General features: G+C 36.8%; 19 protein-coding genes. 6 read left to right on the forward strand and 13 right to left on the reverse strand.

Annotated features, from left to right (window positions below; all coding sequences use genetic code 11):
- Positions 1-10: 10 nt before the first annotated feature.
- The 11 genes from QNH17_RS15950 to QNH17_RS16000 all read right to left on the reverse strand — a co-directional run bounded on the left by QNH17_RS15950 (position 11) and on the right by QNH17_RS16000 (position 11772).
- Positions 11-700: a hypothetical protein gene (locus QNH17_RS15950; protein ID WP_283873467.1), complete on the reverse strand. Its 690-nt coding sequence runs from the start codon at positions 698-700 to the stop codon at positions 11-13.
- A 14-nt stretch (positions 701-714) separates the two neighbouring features.
- On the reverse strand, positions 715-2157 hold the full coding sequence (gene tuaE, locus QNH17_RS15955; RefSeq protein ID WP_283879521.1) for a teichuronic acid biosynthesis protein TuaE: 1443 nt from the start codon (positions 2155-2157) through the stop codon (positions 715-717).
- A gap of 24 nt (positions 2158-2181) precedes the next feature.
- Entirely contained in the window at positions 2182-3123 is a 942-nt protein-coding gene (locus QNH17_RS15960; RefSeq protein ID WP_283873469.1) for an NAD-dependent epimerase/dehydratase family protein, read from the reverse strand.
- A 12-nt stretch (positions 3124-3135) separates the two neighbouring features.
- Positions 3136-4470, reverse strand: coding sequence for a UDP-glucose 6-dehydrogenase TuaD (gene tuaD / locus QNH17_RS15965; protein ID WP_481858527.1), 1335 nt, complete (start codon positions 4468-4470; stop codon positions 3136-3138).
- A gap of 27 nt (positions 4471-4497) precedes the next feature.
- A complete protein-coding gene (tuaC, locus tag QNH17_RS15970) occupies positions 4498-5691 on the reverse strand; it encodes a teichuronic acid biosynthesis protein TuaC (RefSeq protein ID WP_283873471.1) in 1194 nt (397 codons plus the stop codon).
- Positions 5691-7151: a teichuronic acid biosynthesis protein TuaB gene (tuaB, locus tag QNH17_RS15975; RefSeq protein ID WP_283873472.1), complete on the reverse strand. Its 1461-nt coding sequence runs from the start codon at positions 7149-7151 to the stop codon at positions 5691-5693. The genes tuaC and tuaB overlap by 1 nt, the downstream gene beginning before the upstream one ends.
- 16 nt (positions 7152-7167) lie before the next feature.
- Positions 7168-7827 carry a sugar transferase gene (locus QNH17_RS15980; protein WP_283873473.1) on the reverse strand — a complete coding sequence of 220 codons (660 nt, stop codon included), beginning with the start codon at positions 7825-7827 and terminating at the stop codon, positions 7168-7170.
- A 289-nt stretch (positions 7828-8116) separates the two neighbouring features.
- Positions 8117-9427 carry a hemolysin family protein gene (locus QNH17_RS15985; protein ID WP_283873475.1) on the reverse strand — a complete coding sequence of 437 codons (1311 nt, stop codon included), beginning with the start codon at positions 9425-9427 and terminating at the stop codon, positions 8117-8119.
- A 99-nt stretch (positions 9428-9526) separates the two neighbouring features.
- A complete protein-coding gene (locus tag QNH17_RS15990; protein ID WP_283873476.1) occupies positions 9527-9940 on the reverse strand; it encodes a MerR family transcriptional regulator in 414 nt (137 codons plus the stop codon).
- A gap of 149 nt (positions 9941-10089) precedes the next feature.
- Positions 10090-10830, reverse strand: coding sequence for a type I methionyl aminopeptidase (gene map / locus QNH17_RS15995; protein ID WP_283873477.1), 741 nt, complete (start codon positions 10828-10830; stop codon positions 10090-10092).
- A gap of 141 nt (positions 10831-10971) precedes the next feature.
- Positions 10972-11772: a hypothetical protein gene (locus QNH17_RS16000; RefSeq protein WP_283873479.1), complete on the reverse strand. Its 801-nt coding sequence runs from the start codon at positions 11770-11772 to the stop codon at positions 10972-10974.
- Between the two features lie 141 nt (positions 11773-11913).
- On the opposite strand from QNH17_RS16000, the gene QNH17_RS16005 reads away from it, so the two are divergent.
- Positions 11914-13215 carry a D-serine ammonia-lyase gene (locus QNH17_RS16005; protein ID WP_283873481.1) on the forward strand — a complete coding sequence of 434 codons (1302 nt, stop codon included), beginning with the start codon at positions 11914-11916 and terminating at the stop codon, positions 13213-13215.
- Positions 13216-13220: 5 nt separating this feature from the next.
- Complete coding sequence (locus QNH17_RS16010; RefSeq protein WP_283873482.1) at positions 13221-13808, forward strand: VanZ family protein; 588 nt, start codon at positions 13221-13223, stop codon at positions 13806-13808.
- Positions 13809-13838: 30 nt separating this feature from the next.
- Here the strand turns inward: QNH17_RS16010 and QNH17_RS16015 are convergent, their stop codons facing one another.
- Entirely contained in the window at positions 13839-15197 is a 1359-nt protein-coding gene (locus QNH17_RS16015; protein ID WP_283873483.1) for an arsenic transporter, read from the reverse strand.
- A gap of 280 nt (positions 15198-15477) precedes the next feature.
- On the opposite strand from QNH17_RS16015, the gene QNH17_RS16020 reads away from it, so the two are divergent.
- Positions 15478-15789 (forward strand): hypothetical protein, encoded by a 312-nt coding sequence (locus tag QNH17_RS16020; protein ID WP_283873484.1) that lies wholly within the window; start codon positions 15478-15480, stop codon positions 15787-15789.
- A 44-nt stretch (positions 15790-15833) separates the two neighbouring features.
- On the opposite strand, the gene QNH17_RS16025 is transcribed toward QNH17_RS16020, so the two are convergent.
- A complete protein-coding gene (locus QNH17_RS16025) occupies positions 15834-16949 on the reverse strand; it encodes a hypothetical protein (protein WP_283873485.1) in 1116 nt (371 codons plus the stop codon).
- A 307-nt stretch (positions 16950-17256) separates the two neighbouring features.
- Between QNH17_RS16025 and QNH17_RS16030 the strand changes: the two genes are divergently transcribed.
- From QNH17_RS16030 to QNH17_RS16040, 3 genes are all read left to right on the forward strand, one after another.
- Positions 17257-18342 (forward strand): CotH kinase family protein, encoded by a 1086-nt coding sequence (locus tag QNH17_RS16030; RefSeq protein ID WP_283873486.1) that lies wholly within the window; start codon positions 17257-17259, stop codon positions 18340-18342.
- A gap of 138 nt (positions 18343-18480) precedes the next feature.
- Positions 18481-18969, forward strand: coding sequence for a hypothetical protein (locus tag QNH17_RS16035; RefSeq protein WP_283873488.1), 489 nt, complete (start codon positions 18481-18483; stop codon positions 18967-18969).
- 58 nt (positions 18970-19027) lie between these two features.
- Entirely contained in the window at positions 19028-20596 is a 1569-nt protein-coding gene (locus tag QNH17_RS16040) for a hypothetical protein (RefSeq protein WP_283873489.1), read from the forward strand.
- Positions 20597-20642 lie beyond the last annotated feature (46 nt).

Consider the following 20642-nt stretch of genomic DNA (forward strand, 5'->3'; position numbering starts at 1 on the left):
AAATAACCTCCTATTCAAATGACTGTTCCTTGAAAATGACGGGAAAAACGATCCATAGAAAGCTTAATGTTACGCCCAATAATATCCCTAATACTGCTCTTTCCTTTGAGTTGAAGGCTCTATTTTCAGTATTTATTGCATTTATATCAGCGGGTTTTAATAATTTGGCTGGTTTCATGTCAAATAGAGCTGTATTAAGTTCATAAATGAAGCGTTGCTGGTCTGCTTTTGCCTCAGGACCTACTTCTTCACTCGTTATGGTTTTCTTATAGTCTTGAATGAATTTCTGTTTTTTATCGAATTGTTCTTTATCGAGCTTCATAAAGGCACGTGTAATTTTGTTTAGTACTTTGGCGGTGCTTTCCTCTGAATGATCTGTATACGAAAGGTTAATTATCTTACCCGGACCTGCAGTAACTTGTAAATTCGTACCAATTTGCTCAAACTTTTCTTCCCATAGATCATTCAAATGTTCTTCAACAAAAGGGGTTTCAGTTAGCAAAATGATTACACTTCTAGGATCATTTAAATCTGGATTATCATAGTTTCCTAAGGTAAGGGTTGTTTCTAATGTATAACTTGATTTCTCTTGTCCCACGGGAAGAAGCCATCCAATTACGCCCAGCAATATGGTAGTTGCTAATAATATTAAGAAGTATTTGTTCATTCTTTCTTTTAAACGTTGAATCATATGTCCCATTTGAACCTTGCTCCTTAGTAGGATTTTTCTTGTTGATGTTGATTTTTTGTGTCTTTAAGCACAGAAACCGTCGAAATAACTAATCCTAGAAATACCCAATGAAAAAATAGATTACTAATAGAGCTCGGACTGATACTCGAAACAGCAAATCCAATTAGCCCCAACATACACGCTTCAAGTAATGCTTTTTGGTTTCTATTTCTTCCAACTCTATAAAATTTGTAAAGACGTATGAAAAGATAGGCATACATAGTTATGTAACCAAGTAAAATACCAATTCCGAAATTACCCATAATTTCCGCAAGCCAATTATGAACTTCTACAACATGATTAGTTGGATAGATGGATTCGTTTTTTAAATAGAATGAGATATTGCCTGCTCCCACCCCGAATCCGAAGCTATCTAATATGTAGTGAAGGGTATTCTTCAGTAAATTTAATCTTGCTATATTAGATGGAAGCATTCCGTTACTAAGATTAATGGTTGAAGCGTTAAACAAATCGACTAACTTGCCGAAAAATACAATCGTACTCAATAGAAATACGGTTGATCCGATAATAACGGCTATTTTCTTTAAAAATCTCGGAAGAAGGATAAACATATAAACAAGTAATCCAATCATTACACCGAGCAAACTTGCCCGTGATTCTGTCAAATAAATGAGATACACACAAATAATGGCCAGAAGTAAACTGGTTGTTTTCAAAAATACATATTTACTATTCTTTGTTAAAGATAGATAAAAAAAGAAAGATATAGTAAGAAACGTGGCAAAATCATTCTGATTAAAGAAAACAGATGTTGGAAATGACAGCTTGTACTCAGGACCTCCATACAAAGTTGAGGTAGGCAGCTGGATGTGAGCAAAATGATTGATCAATCCAATCACCATTAAAAAGACTGTCATAAACATCCAGATTCCATAAAACAAGAACAAACTAGTCATTTTTCTAAAGGTAAAGACGGCCAAAAAGACAAACATTATTCCCATACCCAAAAGAATTAACGACTTAATACCCTCTATAATTGATTTTGCCCAAAGTAGTGATACCGATCCATAAGCCATCCAAAACAGTAGAAAAAGCATTATCCCTTTTACATTTACTTGATTCCAAAATTGAGGAAGATTCCTTTCTTTCATTGCATGAAACAAAAAGACTATAACTGCTGCGATCAGAACCAAGCGATACAAAAATATGCTAAAAAATCCAACATGAATGTTTAGAACTGATTGATTAAGAAATGTTGTCATGACTAATAAATACATAATGGTGGGAAATTGCGGTTTATTAATAACTTTGATTCTTACAAGCAATGTAAAAATGATAATCATCCATAACCCAAGAAAAATCATCATTTCTATCTGCATTTCAACAAGTGAATAGGCAATGGCAAATCCTACTAAGAGAAAAGCTGACACACCTGTTGCTGGTTTAACTAGTGGATTACTTTGCATCAAACTTCCTTCTCCTTTTTCAAATTAACCATTTAGTGATAGTGGTTGTTTATCCTTTGAGAACCGCAGGGTCTCATGTAAACCTTCGTAAAGACTGATAGACGGCTCCCAATTTAGTATTGCTTTTGTTTCTTCATTGGCAAGAATACTATGTCGAATATCGCCTGGACGTTCTTGTTTATAGATTGGGTACAGATTGGAACCAGCAGCTTCTTTCATCGTTTCAAACAACTCATTAATAGAAATGCATGTGCCAGATGACACTTGAACACAGATATTTTCCTTTGCATGAAGTGCTTTTACATTTGCAGCTGCCACATCTTTAACAAAAATAAAATCTCTCGTTTGCTCTCCATCTCCATAAATAATTGGTGCTCTGTTTTCGGTAAGTTGATTTGAAAAAATAGCTACAACTCCCCCTTCACCCTTTGCGTCTTGTCTTGGTCCATATACATTGCTATAGCGCAAAATACTATATGGCAGTTGAAACAGTTCACAAGACATTTTTAAATAATTTTCAACAGATAACTTTGTAAGTCCATATGGTGATTCCGGCTGAGTTGGATGTGAGATGGTAACAGGCAATGAAACCGGGTTTCCATACACCGCTGCAGACGAAGCAAATACAAATCTTTTCACCTTTGATTCAATCGCTGCTTTTATAATGTGCAGCGATCCCTTAATATTTACTTTTTCATCAAATAGAAAGTCCTTAACAGACTCGGCCACACTTACTTGAGCCGCTTGGTGAATAATATAATCAGGACTAAGAGAAACAATTAATTCAATGACACTAGGATGGGTAATGTCGTGGTTATATACTTCAATAGGTAAGTGATCGATGTTTTCTTGTCTACCTGTAGAAAAATTATCAATCACTGTAACTATGAAATCATTTTGAAGTAATTCCTCTACTATATGGGAGCCAATAAATCCCGCACCGCCAGTAACTATTACTCTACTCATTAGAAAAACCTCCTATATTGCCTTTGATTTAATAGATTTTGATTGGATGGCTGGTCTTCCAACGGAAAGGTACGTAAATCCATATTGTTTCATCAACTCTAAGTCAAAGAGATTTCGGCCATCCACCATCAGAGGCTGATTCATTAATTGCTTTACTAAAGGTAAATCTAATGTTTTTACATCCTGCCAATCAGTTAAGATCATGCAAGCATCTGTATCCCGAATGGTTTCATATATATCCTCTGAATAGGTGCACTGATATCCGATCTGTTTTTTTGCTTCTACGATCGCGATTGGATCATATGCCTTAACAACAGCACCCTGCTCTGTTAAGTAAGGAATAATATCCAAAGCAGGAGAAGAACGAATATCATCGGTATCTGGTTTAAACGCTAATCCTAGTACACTAATGGTTTTTCCATTTAAGGAACCTAATGCGCGTATCAATTTTTTCACCAGCTGCACCCTTTGCCCTTCGTTTGTATCAATCACTGCTTTGATTAATTTGAAATTGTAGCCACAATCCTCCGCAATGTGCAGAAGTGCAGCGGTATCTTTAGGAAAACAGGATCCGCCAAATCCAACTCCTGCCTGTAAAAATTTATTGCCAATCCTGCTGTCTAGACCAATGCCTGCGGACACTTTTGTAACGTCAGCTCCAACCCGTTCACAAATATTCGCTATATCATTAATAAAAGAAATCTTAGTAGCCAAAAATGCATTGGCAGCATATTTAATGATTTCGGCTGTTTCTATCGAGGCTTTTACTATATTTGCTGTGAAGGGCTGATGAATTTCTGCAATTATTTGATAAGCTTTTTCGCTCGTAGTGCCAATGACTGCGCGCTCCATATTCATCGTATCCTTAATCGCTGTACCTTCTCTTAAAAATTCAGGATTGGAGACGACGTCAAAAAGATGGTTTCCGTTGTCGTATTCTTTAATCAAGGATTCTATTAATTTTCCAGTACCGACGGGAACTGTACTTTTGGTGACAATTACTTTGTAACCATTTAAATTTTCACCAATCGATTTAGCAACTTGCTTTATATACGTTAAGTCAGCTTTACCTGATGATGTCATTGGTGTCCCGACTGCAATAAAAATGACATCAGCATCCTGGATTTCTTTATTGATATTAGCGCTAAATGTAAGTGTTCCTTTCCGGACATTTTTGAGGACCAGTTCTTTTAATCCTGGCTCATAAATTGGCATGATTCCCTTTATGAGATCATTAATTTTCAATTGATCAATATCACAACAAGTAACCTGATTGCCTGAATCAGCAAAACATGTACCTGAAACGAGGCCAACATAACCAGTTCCAATAACAGCTATTTTTTTCATCCTTATCAATCCTTCCAGTTCTTATTACTAAATCGTTGAATAAATAGATTCTATCGTCCGTTTATAGACAGCTTTTAACAAAACCGCATTACGATCAGCATGGTAGTTTTTTTGGATATGTTTATAGAGATCATGCTGAACCTGCGGTGTAAAAAGATTTCTGCTTATAATATCGTTTACTCGAGTTACTAAGCTTGAAACCGACTTACTTTCGATTAAAAGCGAACGATGCTCACCAAATAACTCTGGGACACTTCCCACTGAAGTACAAATCACAGGTACTTTAAGAGCTAGGGCTTCAATGACAACGGTTGGCATCCCTTCTGTATAAGATGGGAGAGCAAAAAGATCACTAGCAAGCAAATAATCACTTATTCTTTCATTTTCAACTTGCCCGATTAGGAACAACCGTCTATTGAAATCGGAATGCTGCCTTAATTTATCTTTAGCTGGTCCATCGCCAACAAACAAAATCGCTACATCGTTTGACAGCCATTGAAGTGAATGAACAAGTTCAAAAACTCCTTTTGCTTGTGTTAACCTTCCTATAAAAACAATAATCTTCTTTTCTTCTGGAAGTTGAAGGCGTCTCCTTATTTGCGTTTTGGTTTCATCAAGAGGTTTAAATCGTGATAGATCAACCCCGATAGGAATTACCATACTATCTCTGCCTGTTAACTCCTTTGCTTTATTCCTGAGGCTGTCACCTACTGCCAATACCAGATTTGCCGACTGGACCGTTTGTTCGAATGCTTTTTTCGCACTTGCACTATAAAAGGGATATATATTTACATCACTGCCATGTAACGTTAAAATCCAGGGCAGCTTTTTTTGTTCTGCAACAATTTTCGTTGCACCTCCAGACGGCATTGCAAAGTGTGCGTGAATTAAATCGGGCTCTATATCATAATCAGACATTGTATTTAAAATGGCAGCAGCAATCCGTTTATCCGGCTGAGACCATCTGAGTTGGCCCGGAATAGCTAAATATGGCGGTCGGTAGACCGTTACTCCTTTTCGGACATACTTAAATGGCATCTCCTTATTTGCTCGGTATTGTCTTTTTACATACTTAATCAAGGTTGAATGACGCGGCATAGGACAAATCACCGTAACCTCTACGCCTAAACGGATTAATGCTTGAACTTGAGTTTCATGAAAAACACCTTGCCCAGGATTTTCGTCACTTGGATATACACTTGTAATCCATAAAATTTTCATTATGTTTGCCCTCTTATTTGTTTTTTTACGATCTTTAAGAAAAAAGCCGGATAAACCTTATATAAAAGAAAAATATAGGCAATCGCACTTATGCCCACGGAAAAAATTAGCGGCCATATGCTGGATTGAGGGAAATAAAAGCTAGATACCTTTTTTAAACCAAATGCGACAGCCGTTATGAGAAAAGATAATAAAAATGGTATCGATATAGCCTGAAGATATTGCCGAAAACGGAGCTGTATCAACCAGTTCAATAACCATCTTCCAATTAAGAAGTTCACTAGACTAACTCCTGCATAAGTCCAAGCAACCACTTCTAATTTATCCGTCATTACTGCTAACCATAATGAAACACCATAGAGAATCAATACGCCGGCATCCCAATAAAAAGCTATATTAGCTTTTCCTTTGGCTAAAATAACTGATCCATTTGGATTCATTAAAACCCTAAGAATGCCTACGACTGCCATGATTTGCACAATTGGAACTGCGTCCAGCCACTTCTGTCCAAAAATAGTTAAAATAAACACATTGGACACGGCGGTGAGACCCATTAAGATGGGAAACGAAACTAGACTCAACAGTTTAGTCATGTGTAAGAATCCATCAGTTAATAAAACTTGATTTTGGTGGCTTTTTGAAAAAACCGGAAAAGCAACCCTCGTTATAATAGGATTAATCTTTAAGACTGGAATGGTCACAATCTGATAGGCCAGATTATAAATACCAAGTGCCTCAGCGCCCATAAATCGGCCAATTAATATCACATCAAGATTGGAACCCATTCGATTGACTAACCGGGAAGCTAATTGGAAGGCCCCAAACGCCATGTATTCTTTGCATTCCGACAAATCAAATACGAAAGAGGGCCGCCATTTCTTTTGATAACAGATAAAATAAAGAATGCCTTTTAATGAATTCAGAACGACTTGTGAAATAACAAAGGCATAAATCGGACTAATGGTAAGTATGAGAATCACTAATGTTAAAAAAGAGATGAATGTTGTCCCTGCTTCAATGGCCCCTAGTAAATTAAATCGAAGATCTTTTTGCAACAAATATTGGCATTGCTGCCCGACCGGAGCGATTAAAAACATCACGGCCAAGATTCGAATAAGTTCGATTAATTCAACTCGATGAAAATATGTCGCGATCAGTGGGCTAAAGAGGAATAAGAGCATAAACAAGCCAACACCTACTACCACATTTATCCAAAATAGGGATGACAATACACGGGCAGAAACCTCTTCTTTTTGAATCACGGCTGAGCCAAAACCAAGATCCAATAAGATCTGGGCAAAAACTACAATCGTGGTAATCATTCCTACTAATCCGAATTCGGAAATACTCATTAATTTGCCAAGTAACCCAAACTGGATAATTTGGATGGCTGTTATCATAAGTGTAGAAATTCCCGTCCATTTAACGCCTTTATGTAATTGTTCTCTGATGACTGACATATACTTCCCGCCTTCATTAACGTGCTCCCTCACCTGTGAAAATCACTTTGATCGTCTTCACAATAATTTTAACTTCAAGTGAGAAGGTTAAATTTTGTATGTATGCCAGGTCGTATTGAAGTTTTTCTCTTGGAGACATATCATATCCCCCACTAACCTGGGCTAGACCTGTAAGGCCAGGTTTTACAATCAGCCGATTTTCGAATCCCTTTATCTCTTTATTAAATTTCGCTGTAAAGAATGGTCTTTCGGGTCTTGGCCCTATAATGGACATGTCTCCTTTTAAAACAGAAACCAATTGAGGCAGCTCATCAATGCGAGTCTTTCGGATGAATGCTCCCACTTTTGTAACACGAGGGTCATTTACCTCTGCCCACTTTGCCCCTTCTTTTTCTGCATCCATTCTCATCGATCGTAACTTCATCATCATGAAACGTTTTCCATTCTTACCCATTCGCTCCTGTACGTAAAATGGAGAACCAGGTGTTTCGAGCACAATGAGGATCGAAAATAAAAGAACAATTGGCAATGCAATAATTAACCCTACGGTTGCAAGGAAAATGTCATACGCTCTTTTTAGATAGAGATACTGTTCCACATTCTTTGATAATGTGAGTTTGGATGAGGATACCATTAGATAATCTTGGTAGAAATTGTAGCTTTTTTCAGTACTCACAAATTTTTCACCCCAAAAGATTTATTGATAATGAGACTTGCCAGCCCATACGTAAAGTATAGGTACATAATTTGAAGTTGCTGTTGAGGACGGGTGAAGAGTTTGTAAAAGATTTTGAATATTTATGAATTTTATAAAGGTTTTGTAAAGATTTTTACAGATTGTAGGTAGATTTATCGATAAAATGAAAAAAAGCTGCCCTAAAAAGAATGAGGATTAATCTCCTTTTTAGGGCAGCTTTTTATGATTGTATAAAAAACACCCTCTTGATTAGACAAGAGGGTGTTAGTTAAGCGATGGATTCTTGTTTAGCTATTTTTAAAATTTCTAGTGATTTAATATGGTAACCGTCAATTTCAAGGACTTTGAATTCATAATTGTCATATCTAACTTTATCGCCTTCTACAACATCCATTTTTTCAGATAAGATCCAACCGCCGATGGTATCCATATCTGAATTTTCGAGATCAAGCCCAAATAAGTCGTTGATTTCATCAATAAGCACTTTACCATCTACAATCGTTTTGTTTTCACTAATTTTATTAATTTCTGGTACTTCATCCGCATCAAATTCGTCGCGAATTTCACCGACAATCTCCTCAAGAATATCTTCGACAGTGACTAAACCGGCAGTACCGCCATATTCATCCATTAAGATCGCCATATGAACACGTTCTTTTTGCATTTTTAGGAGTAAATCATGAATTGGAATTGATTCAATCACTTGGATGACTGGACGAATATATTCCTGAATCGATGTTTCAACATTTTTCCCTTTGATATATTCGGTAAACACTTCTTTCATATTTACCATACCGATGATGTTATCTTTTTCACCATCGATGACAGGATACCTTGTATAATTTTCTTCCGTCACAATTTGAAGACATTCATTTAATGATTGTGAGATATCAAATGCGACAATTTCCGTACGAGGCACCATAATTTCATTGGCATTTCGATTATCAAATTCAAAAATATTGTTAACATATTTATATTCCGATTGATTGATTTCCCCGCTCTTGTAGCTTTCAGAGATGATTATTTGAAGTTCTTCTTCTGAGTGTGCGGCTTCATGCTCTGAAGCAGGCTTTAATCCAAAAATTCCAACGATTAAACGAGCAGAACCATTTAGAGCTTTAATAAATGGATACATAATTTTATAAAAAAGCATCATCGGTCTTGCAAAAATCAAAGTGACCGTTTCTGCCTTTTGAATGGCAAAGGTTTTAGGTGCTAGTTCCCCTACCACAACATGAATAAATGTTACGGATGCAAACGCAAGGATAAAAGAAGTGATACTCGAAATGGATTCAGGCATGTTAAAGTAACTCAACAAGGGGTGAAGAATGTGCTCAACCGTTGGTTCTCCTAACCACCCAAGCCCTAAAGCTGTTACGGTAATTCCTAGTTGACATGCCGATAAATACTCGTCTAGATTTGAGACGATCTTTTTTGCCGCGATCGCATTCTTGTTCCCTTCGCTAACGAGTTGATCAATACGTGTACCGCGGATTTTAACAATAGCAAATTCATACGCTACAAAAAATGCTGTAAAAGCAATTAAAATTGCTATTATTAGTAGATTACTAATTATCAATGGTCTCCTTACTTAAATATTTAAGTAAGGAATACACCTCCTGTTTTTTTACGTGTTTTGATTTTGTTTTATTTTCTAGCAAAATAGTTATCAACAAAATTAGCTAAACAGTACTAATAATGTTTGAGCCAATGTAACGCCTTCCGATGATAATCTATTTACCAACTTTTCTTTTTGTTGTTCGTTTAATTTTTGAAGAATCGGTTCCATCACATGAATTTCTTCTTTTAGATGCTGCATAATACTAGCAATCTGTTCAAAATGTTTTTCAACTTTATGTTTATCAATGGTATTGTCTGATTTAATCAATTCAATTGAAGACTTTATTTCCTCTAGGGGCATATTAAGATTCTTATAGTGTTCAATCATATTCAAAATCTTAATACATTCTTCTCCGTACAATCGATAATTAGAATCCGTCCGAATAGGGTTTAGTAAGCCTATTTGGGTGTAATAATCAATTGTCCGTTTAGAAATATTCTTCAATTTTGCTATTTCACCAATTCGATACAACTCCCCAAATTACTCACCCCTTCTCAAATAAATATTAATACAAATATACCACATTCCAAACCATACAGTCAACGTAATGGTTTGAAATGTGGTTGTAAGTTTACAAAGTAAAATATAGAACTGAATAAATTTCTATATCTTACTTATCATTATCGTGTTAATATGACTGGTCCGTTTTTGGTGATGATTAACGTATGTTCGTATTGTGCCACAAAGCTTTTTTCTGTCACAAACGTCCAGCCATCATCAAGTTGAAACACTTCTTCATCATGGGTTGAGATGAATGGTTCGAAGGCAATAACCATCCCTTCCCTTAACAATCCATTGTCCGAGGTTTCATTGTAATTATAAATATATTCAGGTTTTTCGTGAATTGTTCGTCCAATTCCGTGTCCAGTTAAATTTTTTATCACCGTTAAGCCATGATTTTTTGCTGTTTGGTAAACAACTTTACCCATTCCATTTATTTTTGAGCCAGGTTTCGCTTTTTTTAGACCAGCTTCAAAGGCTTCCTTTGCTACCTCACAAATTTTGGTTAGAATTTCTTCCCCTTCTCCAACAACAATTGAGATACCTGTATCAGCAAAATAACCGTTCTTTGAACCGGAAACATCGATATTTACCAAGTCACCTTCTTTGATCACTCGACCACTCGGAATTCCATGTGCTACTTCCTCGTTTACACTTATACATGTATAGCCTGGAAAATCGTATTCACCTTTTGGAGCAGAAATAGCTCCTTCCTTCTTAAATAACTCAGCTGCTATATTATCGAGCTCAAGAGTGGTAACCCCAGGTACCGCCCTTTGCACTAATTCATCGCGGATGGCAGCTACAATCCTGCCGATTTCTTTCAAGCCATTAAAATCTTCTTCGGTCTTTGCAATCATTCTTTTTCCCACCTATTATTTTATCTAAAATTACGTTCACCTATTAGATTGTACATTTAACCTCAGGTAAAATCCATGCATAACAATTTCTATAGGACAAAAAAATACAGAGTTAATCCATCTACTCTGTATTTTTTGAGATTATAATGTTTTTATCTTTTTGATAAAACTAATTTCGAGTTGAAATTTTTCGAAGATTTCTTTGTAGGTGGAATTAATTAATAGCGGGAAGAGATTTTCGATTGCTTCATCATATTTTTGGCCTAATGCTTCCCGAAGAAAGACATATTCGTGAAAGAGCAGCGCTTTTTCAAAATCAATACCTAATTCGTGTAAGCCTTTGTATAACTCTTTCTTAGGGATTTTTAATATCTTTTTAAAAATTTTAATGTTTTTATCAATTAATTTTTCTTCGATATAGCGCGTCACATAATCCGTGTAAACCATCTGCCCGATCGTATTAGTTTCATTTTTGGAATATTTAAAGCCAATCACTCGATCTTCTTTATTTTCCCGGATAATAAAGGTTTTACTGCCTCGTAAGTGGGTAATAAAATTTTTGACGCTTTTATCAAAAATTTTATCAAACTGAATGATTTTTTGCAGTTTAACAGCAAATTCAGTATGTTCCTCACCAACCACAAATAAGCGGTCAACAATCGGTAAAAGTTTTAAAACCCCCTCAGACAGCTGACTTGAAGCATCATAAATGATGATATCATATTCATTTTTCATTAATTTCACTTTTCGTTTTTGTTCTGTTAAAGATAATTTTGAAAATTCATGGACGAGCTCATTGGATGTCACTTCTTTTTCTAAGGTCCCGTATGAAATAAATGCTGCAGAAGCATTTGTATTTAATTTAAGCCAGTTATAAATCGATAAAGCCAATTCGGTGACACCTGATTTTGCTTTTGGAGAGTAAAAGCCAACTAAATACATGTCCCTCACATGCCTTTTATTTAAATAATATTCAAAAGTCAAATAAGTGTTAAAGACAACTACTAAACATTTTTTAGAAAATAGTCATGTGTTAAAATAATTCTAATTCTCAATTTAACGACAGGAGGTTTCAATTACGATATGGATATCGAAACATGGCTTAAAAGTAACCAGTTTTCATTGTTAGAACAACTCCAATCATTAGATCAGGTATTTTGGGTGAATCCAAACTTAGAAAAAGCCCAACAAGGAATTGATAAATCTCCCCTTACTGCTGAGGATATTAAGGATGCGGAGGAAAGATTAAATCGTTTTGCCCCTTACCTCGCTTTGGTTTTCCCGGAAACAAAAGCATCCAATGGTATAATTGAATCAGCATTAGTAAGAATCCCTGCAATGCAACAAAAATTGGCTCACAATTTCAAACAGCCCATTTTAGGTGAATTATTATTAAAGTGTGACAGTCACCTGCCGATCTCAGGATCCATAAAGGCCAGAGGCGGAATTTATGAAATCCTTAAACATGCAGAAAACTTGGCTCTCTCACATCAATTGCTCACCATTAAAGATGATTATTCCATTTTAGCTAATGAAGAGTTCCGCTCTTTCTTTTCACAGTATTCCATTGCTGTTGGTTCAACTGGAAATTTAGGATTAAGTATTGGGATCATTAGTGCCAAATTAGGATTTAACGTAACGGTACATATGTCCGCGGACGCAAAGCAATGGAAAAAGGACTTACTTCGCAGCAAAAATGTGACGGTTATAGAATATGAGGCGGATTATAGCCGAGCCGTCGAGCAAGGCCGCATCCAAGCTGAGTCAGATCCTAGATGTTATTTCGTTGATGATGAAAATTCCCATGATTTATTTTTAGGATACGCTGTCGCTGCAACGCGGTTAGAGAAGCAATTAGAATCGTTAGGAATCTTAGTCGATGAAAACCACCCGTTATTCGTTTACCTGCCATGTGGTGTCGGTGGAGGACCTGGAGGAGTAGCTTTTGGTTTGAAGCAACTGTTTAAGGATAATGTTCACTGTTTCTTTGGAGAACCGACGCGTTTAATGACCGGTTTACATGATAAAATTTCTGTTCATGATGTTGGGATTGATAATGTCACAGATGCGGACGGACTTACGGTCGGCAGGCCTTCAGGATTTGTGGGGAAAATCATCGAACCTTTTTTAAGTGGATGTTATACGATTAGTGACGATCATTTATACAAACTGTTAAAAGACCTTGTTGATACGGAGGCTATTTATCTTGAACCTTCCGCGCTAGCAGGCATGGTTGGGCCCACTTTCTTATCTAGTAAGGCAATCGATTATTTAAAAAAACAAGATCTTTTGAATAAAATGAGCAATGCAGCTCATATCGTTTGGGCTACAGGCGGGAGTATGGTCCCTGAGGAAATAATGGCAGAATACTATCAAAAAGGATAAGGTAAGTGAAAAAAACATTAACTTTAACTTTAATGATTTCATTCGGACTTTTTATGGTTTTATCTCCTGTCTTTATTCATTTAGTTTCCTATTTACACGCAATTGTATGGGTTGTTATCCTGTTTTGTATTATCTGTATAGTCGGATTCTGGGTCTTACTGCTCAGAAAGGAAAAGATTCATATTCCTTACCCGATATTTTTAAGCTTTTTAACTCTATACACGATTGCACTAGTGATTTTATTATTTTTACGACCTACCGATCAAATCTATAAATCAATCAACCTTGTACCCTTTACTACCCTTATATTTTATTTGTCAGGTAAAGTAAACTGGTTAATTGCTTTTTATAATCTAGCAGCAAATATTGTTTTGTTTATTCCGTATGGACTATTCCTAAGAATGAAACGTTTTTCTCAATGGAAGACATTATTTATTGCTTTACTGATGATTGCATGCATTGAAGTTTTACAATTTATATTCCATCGCGGCAGCATGGATATTGACGATTTGATTTTAAATTTATTGGGGGTATATCTGGGCTTCGTTCTCTTTCGTTTTATCCGGAAAGTCGTGCATATCGTAATTTTTTAAAGGACTCATCGACTGATGAGTCCTGTTTTATCATGCTGCAAATACTAGTAATAGCCATAAGTATAAGCTAATGAGTGTGAAGACCAATGTTGCAGGGATAACAACAATGGTAACTTTAATATATTCCAACCATGTTATTCTTATTTTATTCGTCTTTAAAATATGCATCCATAGGAGTGTTGCAAGAGTACCGATTGGAAGGATTAGCGACCCTATATCACTTCCAATGATGTTTGATAAGTATACGGTTTTTGTTAATAACGGAGTTAGTTCCATATCGGTCAAGGCAAAAGTGGATATCATTAAGGCTGGATGATTGTTAAAGATATTTGAGAGAAAGGCAGTGATTGCCCCCATGGTTAAACTTGCATGAAACAAACTGCCATTAACAATTGGTTTTAAATAGCTTAATAGAAGTTGGGATAATCCAATATTGTGTAATCCGTAGATGATGACATACATACTAAAGGCGAAGATTAATATATGCCACGGTATTTTTCCTGCTACGTCTTTTGGGTTTATCTTTAAATAAACCCATCTCCAAATCAATAAGATTATAGAACCACACACAGCAACCAAGGAGACTGAGATGCCAATAAAGGAAGCGACGAAAAGACTAATCCTTACAAGGAAAACGAAGATAAGCATATAGATCATGAGTTTCTTTTGTTGGTCAAATAAGCTTTCTGACCCTTGTTGGAGTGGATGGTATGGGCGGTTTTTTTGCAGTGGGATTGAGTAGGAGTGGAAGCGGATTTCTGTTGGAATATCTTTCTTGAATACAAGGTATAAAAGATAGGATAAAAATAGTAATCCTAGTACTCCAGGAACAAACATCATTTCCGTTTGAAGATACAAATCCATACCAATGATTTTCAATGCAATTAGATTAACGATATTACTTACACCGATTGGTGCGCTTGAGGCAGTCGCAATTAACGCACCACTTAATAAGAATGGAATCTTCTGCCGGTTCTTTAACTTCAAATTATTTAAGATTAAAATCAATATCGGTGTTGTTATTAATATACTTCCATCGTTGTTAAAAAATAGAGTCATTAAAAAGCAAAGTAATAAGGTATTCCAAAATAATCGTATACCGGACCCCTTTGAGAGCTTTAACATTAAAGCAGCTGTCCAACTAAAAAAGCCAAAACTTTCGAGTACGATCGCCATAACGATTGTCGCGATAATAGTAATTGCTGCCCCAGTAACCTTTGAACTTATGTCAAGTAAATCTCCGATCGAAACGCTTCCACTTAGAAAAACGAGAATGGCCCCTAATGCAGCTGGAATTGCTTCGTTTAAATTTTTGGGACGGATAAAGATCAGGACCATTGTCAGGATAAAAGCAAAGATGGTGATAATTATCGTCGATTGATGGTACATAAAAATTTATTTACTCCCTTCACTTAAGGTTCCTTAATGATTTTCCGTTTTTTATCTTGTCCTTTGCTTCATAGTACGTCCTAATATGAATGCTTGTTCTAAACGAATGTCTCGTATATCGATAAATCAGCATTTAACTAGAAATTTTTTTTAGAAATCGACCTATATTTTTACCTATTTTAAGAAAAAAACGCATCTTGGCTAATGCTTTTTGTTTTGTTTATGTATCAATTAATTAAAAATAAAACCGATACTCTTTAAGTATCGGTCGCTTATAAATATGCGTTTAACCTTTTGGTCCACTTCCACCACTGCTGCCTTAGCTGCCGCTGCTGCTAGAGCTACTGCTGCTGCCAGTGCTGCTACTGCCAGTGCTGCTGCTGCCAGTGCTGCTACTGCCAGTGCTGCTACTGCCAGTGCTGCTGCTGCCAGTGCTGCTGCTGCCAGTGCTGCTGCTGCCAGTGCTGCTACTGCCAGTGCTGCTGCTGCCAGTGCTGCTACTGCCAGTGCTGCTACTGCCAGTGCTGCTACTGCCAGTGCTGCTGCTGCCAGTGCTGCTGCTGCCAGAACTTCCGCTGCTGCTGCTGCTTGAGCTGCCTGAACTGCCTGAACTGCCTGAACTGCCCTGTTGTCCTTTTAATCCTTTAATTCCTTTAATTCCTTTAATTCCTTTAAATCCTTTTGGTATTTTACTATTGCTACTACCTGAGCTGCTACCTGAGCTGCTACCTGAGCTGCTACCTGAGCTGCTGCCTGAGCCGCTGCCTGAGCCGCTGCCTGAGCCGCTGCCTGAGCCGCTGCCTGAGCCGCTGCCTGAGCCGCTGCCAGTGCTGCTGCCTGAGCTGCTGCCAGTGCTGCTGCCTGAGCTGCTGCCAGTGCCACTGCCAGTGCTGCTACCAGTGCTGCTGCCTGAGCTGCTACCAGTGCTGCTACCTGAGCTGCTGCCAGTGCTGCTACCTGAGCTGCTGCCAGTGCTGCTACTTGAGGTGCTGCCAGTGCTGCTACTTGAGGTGCTACCAGTGCTACTACTTGAGGTGCTGCCAGTGCTGCTACTTGAGGTACTGCCAGTGCTGCTACTTGAGGTGCTGCCAGTGCTACTGCCAGTGTTACTGCCAGTGCTGCTACCAGTGCTGCTACCAGTGCTGCTGCCAGTGCTGCTGCCAGTGCTGCTGCCAGTGCTGCTGCCAGTGCTGCTGCCAGTGCTGCTGCCAGTGCTGCTACCAGTGCTGCTGCCAGTGCTGCTGCCAGTGCTGCTACCAGTGCTGCTGCCAGTGCTGCTTCCTGTGCTTCCACTTCCAGAACTACCGCTGCTACCTGAGCTGCTGCTACCAGAACTGCTGCCGCTGCTGCCTTGTTGACCTTTAAATCCTTTAAATCCTTTAAAACCTTTTGGTATTTTACTACTGCCTGAGCCACCGCTGCTTGAGCTGCCACCGCTGCTTGAACTGCCACCGCTGCTTGAACTGCCACCGCTGCTTGAACTGCCACCGCTGCTTGAACTGCCACCGCTGCTTGAACTGCCACTGCTGCTTGAGCTGCCGCTGCTGCTTGAGCTACTGCTGCTTGAGCTACTGCTGCTGCTGCTTGAGCTGCCGCTAGTGCCACTGCCAGTGTTTCCGCTGGTGCCACTGCCAGTGTTTCCGCTGGTGCCACTGCCAGTGCTTTCGCTGGTGCTACTACCAGTGCTTTCGCTGGTGCTACTACCAGTGCTTTCGCTGGTGCTACTACCCGTGTTACAAACAGTGCTTCCACTGGCAGATCCTGTACTATCTGACGTTGACTTATTGCTGCTCTCTTTTTTACCTACAGGATTGTTATCTAAAAAGCCAAATAAACCATTTTCTTTAGCTTGTGAAAGTAAATGCTCAATATCAAGCTTTAGTACCATTTTCCCACCACTTTCCTAAACATTTTTTCTTTTCTATTTCAGATTATGATGATTTCATCTATTTGACATAGACAATCATATATTTTTTTAGTCTGATATTTTTTAAGTTATTCACACATTCGCTTGTGTGGATGCATATATCTAGAAAAAATATGACTTAGGAGAATTCAAGTGTTAAAATATGAAATTTTAATTAATCCCAAGTGGTTAAGAAAATTGGATAACGACATTTGGAATGATGAATTAGTACCAGCGATATTAAAAATAGGTGAAGATCGTATTAGTATTAAAGTAGCTTATCGAGGTAACGTAATAAGGGATAAGAAAAAAAAATCCTATCGCATAGTGTTTCAAAAGCCGTTCAAGGTTAATGGGGCTCATGAAATTCACCTCAATGCAGAATTTTCAGACGTATCATTAAGCAGGAATAAATTATCGCTTGATTTCTTTGATCGAATAGGCGTCATCTCTCCACACTCGCAGCATGTTATGTTGTATATCAATGGATATAAAAAGGGTATTTACTTAGAAATTGAATCCTTTGATCAATATCTTCTGGAAAAGAGAAAATTGCCGGATGGAGCTATTATTTATGCAACCAACAATCGAGCAAATTTCTCCTTATTAACTAAGAAAAAAGAAATAAAAAAAAGGTTGGATCAAGGATACACATTAAAATACGGAGATCAAGAGGATATTCATGATTTACGTAACTTTATTGCCATGATTAATGCGTTAAATAATGAAGATTTTGCAAAAGAAATTCCAAAAGTATTGGATATAGAGAAATACTTAAGATGGGTAGCTGGAGCGGTATGTGTTCAAAATTATGATGGTTTTATCCATAATTATGCATTATATAAAAATAGTGAAACAGGGCTTTATGAAATTTCTCCTTGGGATTATGATGGAACCTGGGGAAGAAATCTTCACGGAAGAAAACTTGATTATGACTATGTTCCATTAACTGGATATAACACACTTTCTGCAAGACTTTTCCACTTTCCACAATTTAGAAACCTTTATAATGAAATTTTAACAAGTATTCTAGAAAACGATTTTACTCTGGATGTTCAAAAACCTATAATTGATGGCTTATTCGAAACCTTAAAACCACACATTAGTCTAGATCCGTTTGTAAATTCTACAGCTGATACCCTTGAACAAGAAAAAAAGGTTTATTTTAATTTTATAAAAAAAAGAAATGCTTATCTAAAAAAAGAATTAAAATCATTTTTTAAAGTGAAGAGTATATGAAATTTAATCATATACTTTTTTTTTGCCTATTTTTTTCTAAAACAGGAAAAAAAGGCTACTTTATTAGTACAACATCATACCGTGATACATATAGATGCAGTGTAAATGTTTATTAATTTGAAGGAGGAAAAGATTTTTATGAATAGAGACATGATGAAGTCTTTAGTGGGTAAAATTGTTAAGATTGATCGTGGTGGTCCAGAATCAAGAATAGGTAAATTATTGGATGTTTATGATGACCATCTCGTCCTTCTTACAGAAGATGATGGTGTTGTATACTACTGCACACATCATATTAAAAGTGTAACGGAGAATGCAAAGGATCAGTTAACTTTCGATATTGAGGTTCCTGAAGAATTCGACTTTAAAAAAGCAGATAATTTTCAGGGGATGTTATCTTCCTTAATGTACCAATGGGTCAAAATTAATCGTGGAGGTCCAGAGAAATTAGAAGGTGTATTGGGCGAAGTAAATAATGATTATGTTTCTTTAATCAATAAAGAAGAAATCGTACGCCTCTCGATGTTCCACATTAAAAATATTAGCTACGGATTAAAAATTGAAAAGCCTGAAGAAGAAGAGGCTGAAGCACAAGGTAATGGTAAAAGCGAAAACAAGAAAAAATAAAAACCATATCGCTTCTCATTAGAGAAGCGATATGGTTATCTCTAAGGAGGACTTTTAAATGGGTTTAGATAAAATCTCATCCTCATTGGATTTATTATTAGGCTACAATGTAAATCTATATATAGGTGAGGAGATGGTTACTGGTAAACTGATTGGTGTAGAGAGAGATCACATCATCATGGAAGACGAAAATAATTATGTCTTTTATTATAGTTTTGAACAGATTCAAGCCATCACAAAAAATACGAAACTATTTCAGAGTGAAGAAACAACAACCGATTTTTTAAGAACACAAAGTTTAACTGAGGTGTTAAACTCCTTCAAAAATTCTTGGGTATCTGTTCTATGCGTAAATAAACAAAAATTTAGTGGCATAGTGAGCGTGGTGGATGAAGATTTTGCAACACTTATAGATGGAGAAGAAAAAATCTTAATAAAATTAAACCAAATTACTAATATTTTAAAAGGGTACATTAATGACCAAGCAACAAACGCGGAATCAACTAATGCTAGTTCGCAAAGCAATTCAAAATCATCATCATCATCATCATCATCTTCATCATCATCCGGAAGCAGTGGTAACAAATCTAAGAGTAAATCATCATCTTCATCTTCATCATCATCATCCGGAAGTAGTGGTAACAAATCTAAGAGTAAATCATCATCTTCATCTTCATCATCATCATCCGGAAGCAGTGGTAACAAATCTAAGAGTAAATCATCATCTTCATCTTCATCATCATCAACCGGAAGCAGTGGTAACAAATCTAAGAAAAAATCATCATCATCATCATCATCATCAACCGGCAGCAGTAGTAACAAATCTAAGAAAAAATCATCATCAACTTCATCATCATCATCAACCGGAAGCAGTGGTAACAAATCTAAGAATAAATCTAATTCATCTTCCAAAAAAAGTGAAAACAAATCAAAGAATAAATCTGATTCATCATCCAAAAAAAGTGAGAACATTACAGTAAATTATTTAGACGTGTTCTCAAAGGAAGACAGCAGCGATTCTGCTAAATCTCCATCATTAATGGAAAAAAGTGATGTGAAGCAAGAGGTTACTGATAAGTTAGAGGTAATCGAACCTAATAACACTACGGTCTGGTCACAGCCAATTAAAATTGAATCTACAATGGTTCAAACCAAGGATGAAATTCCTACAAATATCTTTAAGTCAAAAAAATCTCACAAAAGTGAAAAGGACTCTTCAAAATCATCCGTTGAAATGAGAACTAAGGATAATAAGTCTGAAGAAACAAAGTGGAGCAATACAAAAGATAACCATCAATCAGTGGGAATGAAATCAGAAAAAGAAACAGCAACTATTGTAAATACTGAAAATAATCCAGCACCACCGTTTAAAATTCAACTGAATGAAGTAAGAACAACGAAAACACAAGAGACAGCAAATTCTGCCGCTTCACAAAACTTAGCATCGAAGAAGAAAGAACAAACAGTACCAGCTGAAACTACAAATAACAGCCAAAATGTATGGAAACAAAAAGAGCCAGAACAGAAGGTCCTTCGTTTTGCTGGTGAACCAGGAAATATTGACAACCAAAGAGCTTTCCCTTTTGCAGGATGGCCTAACAGAAACAATCGCGCAACTAGATTTTAAATTTATGAAATATAAATGGAAAATTGAATAAAAGTATTTGTTTATT

The sequence above is a fragment of the Neobacillus sp. SuZ13 genome, from assembly GCF_030123365.1.
In the GTDB taxonomy this organism is placed as follows: Bacteria; Bacillota; Bacilli; order Bacillales; family Cytobacillaceae; genus Neobacillus.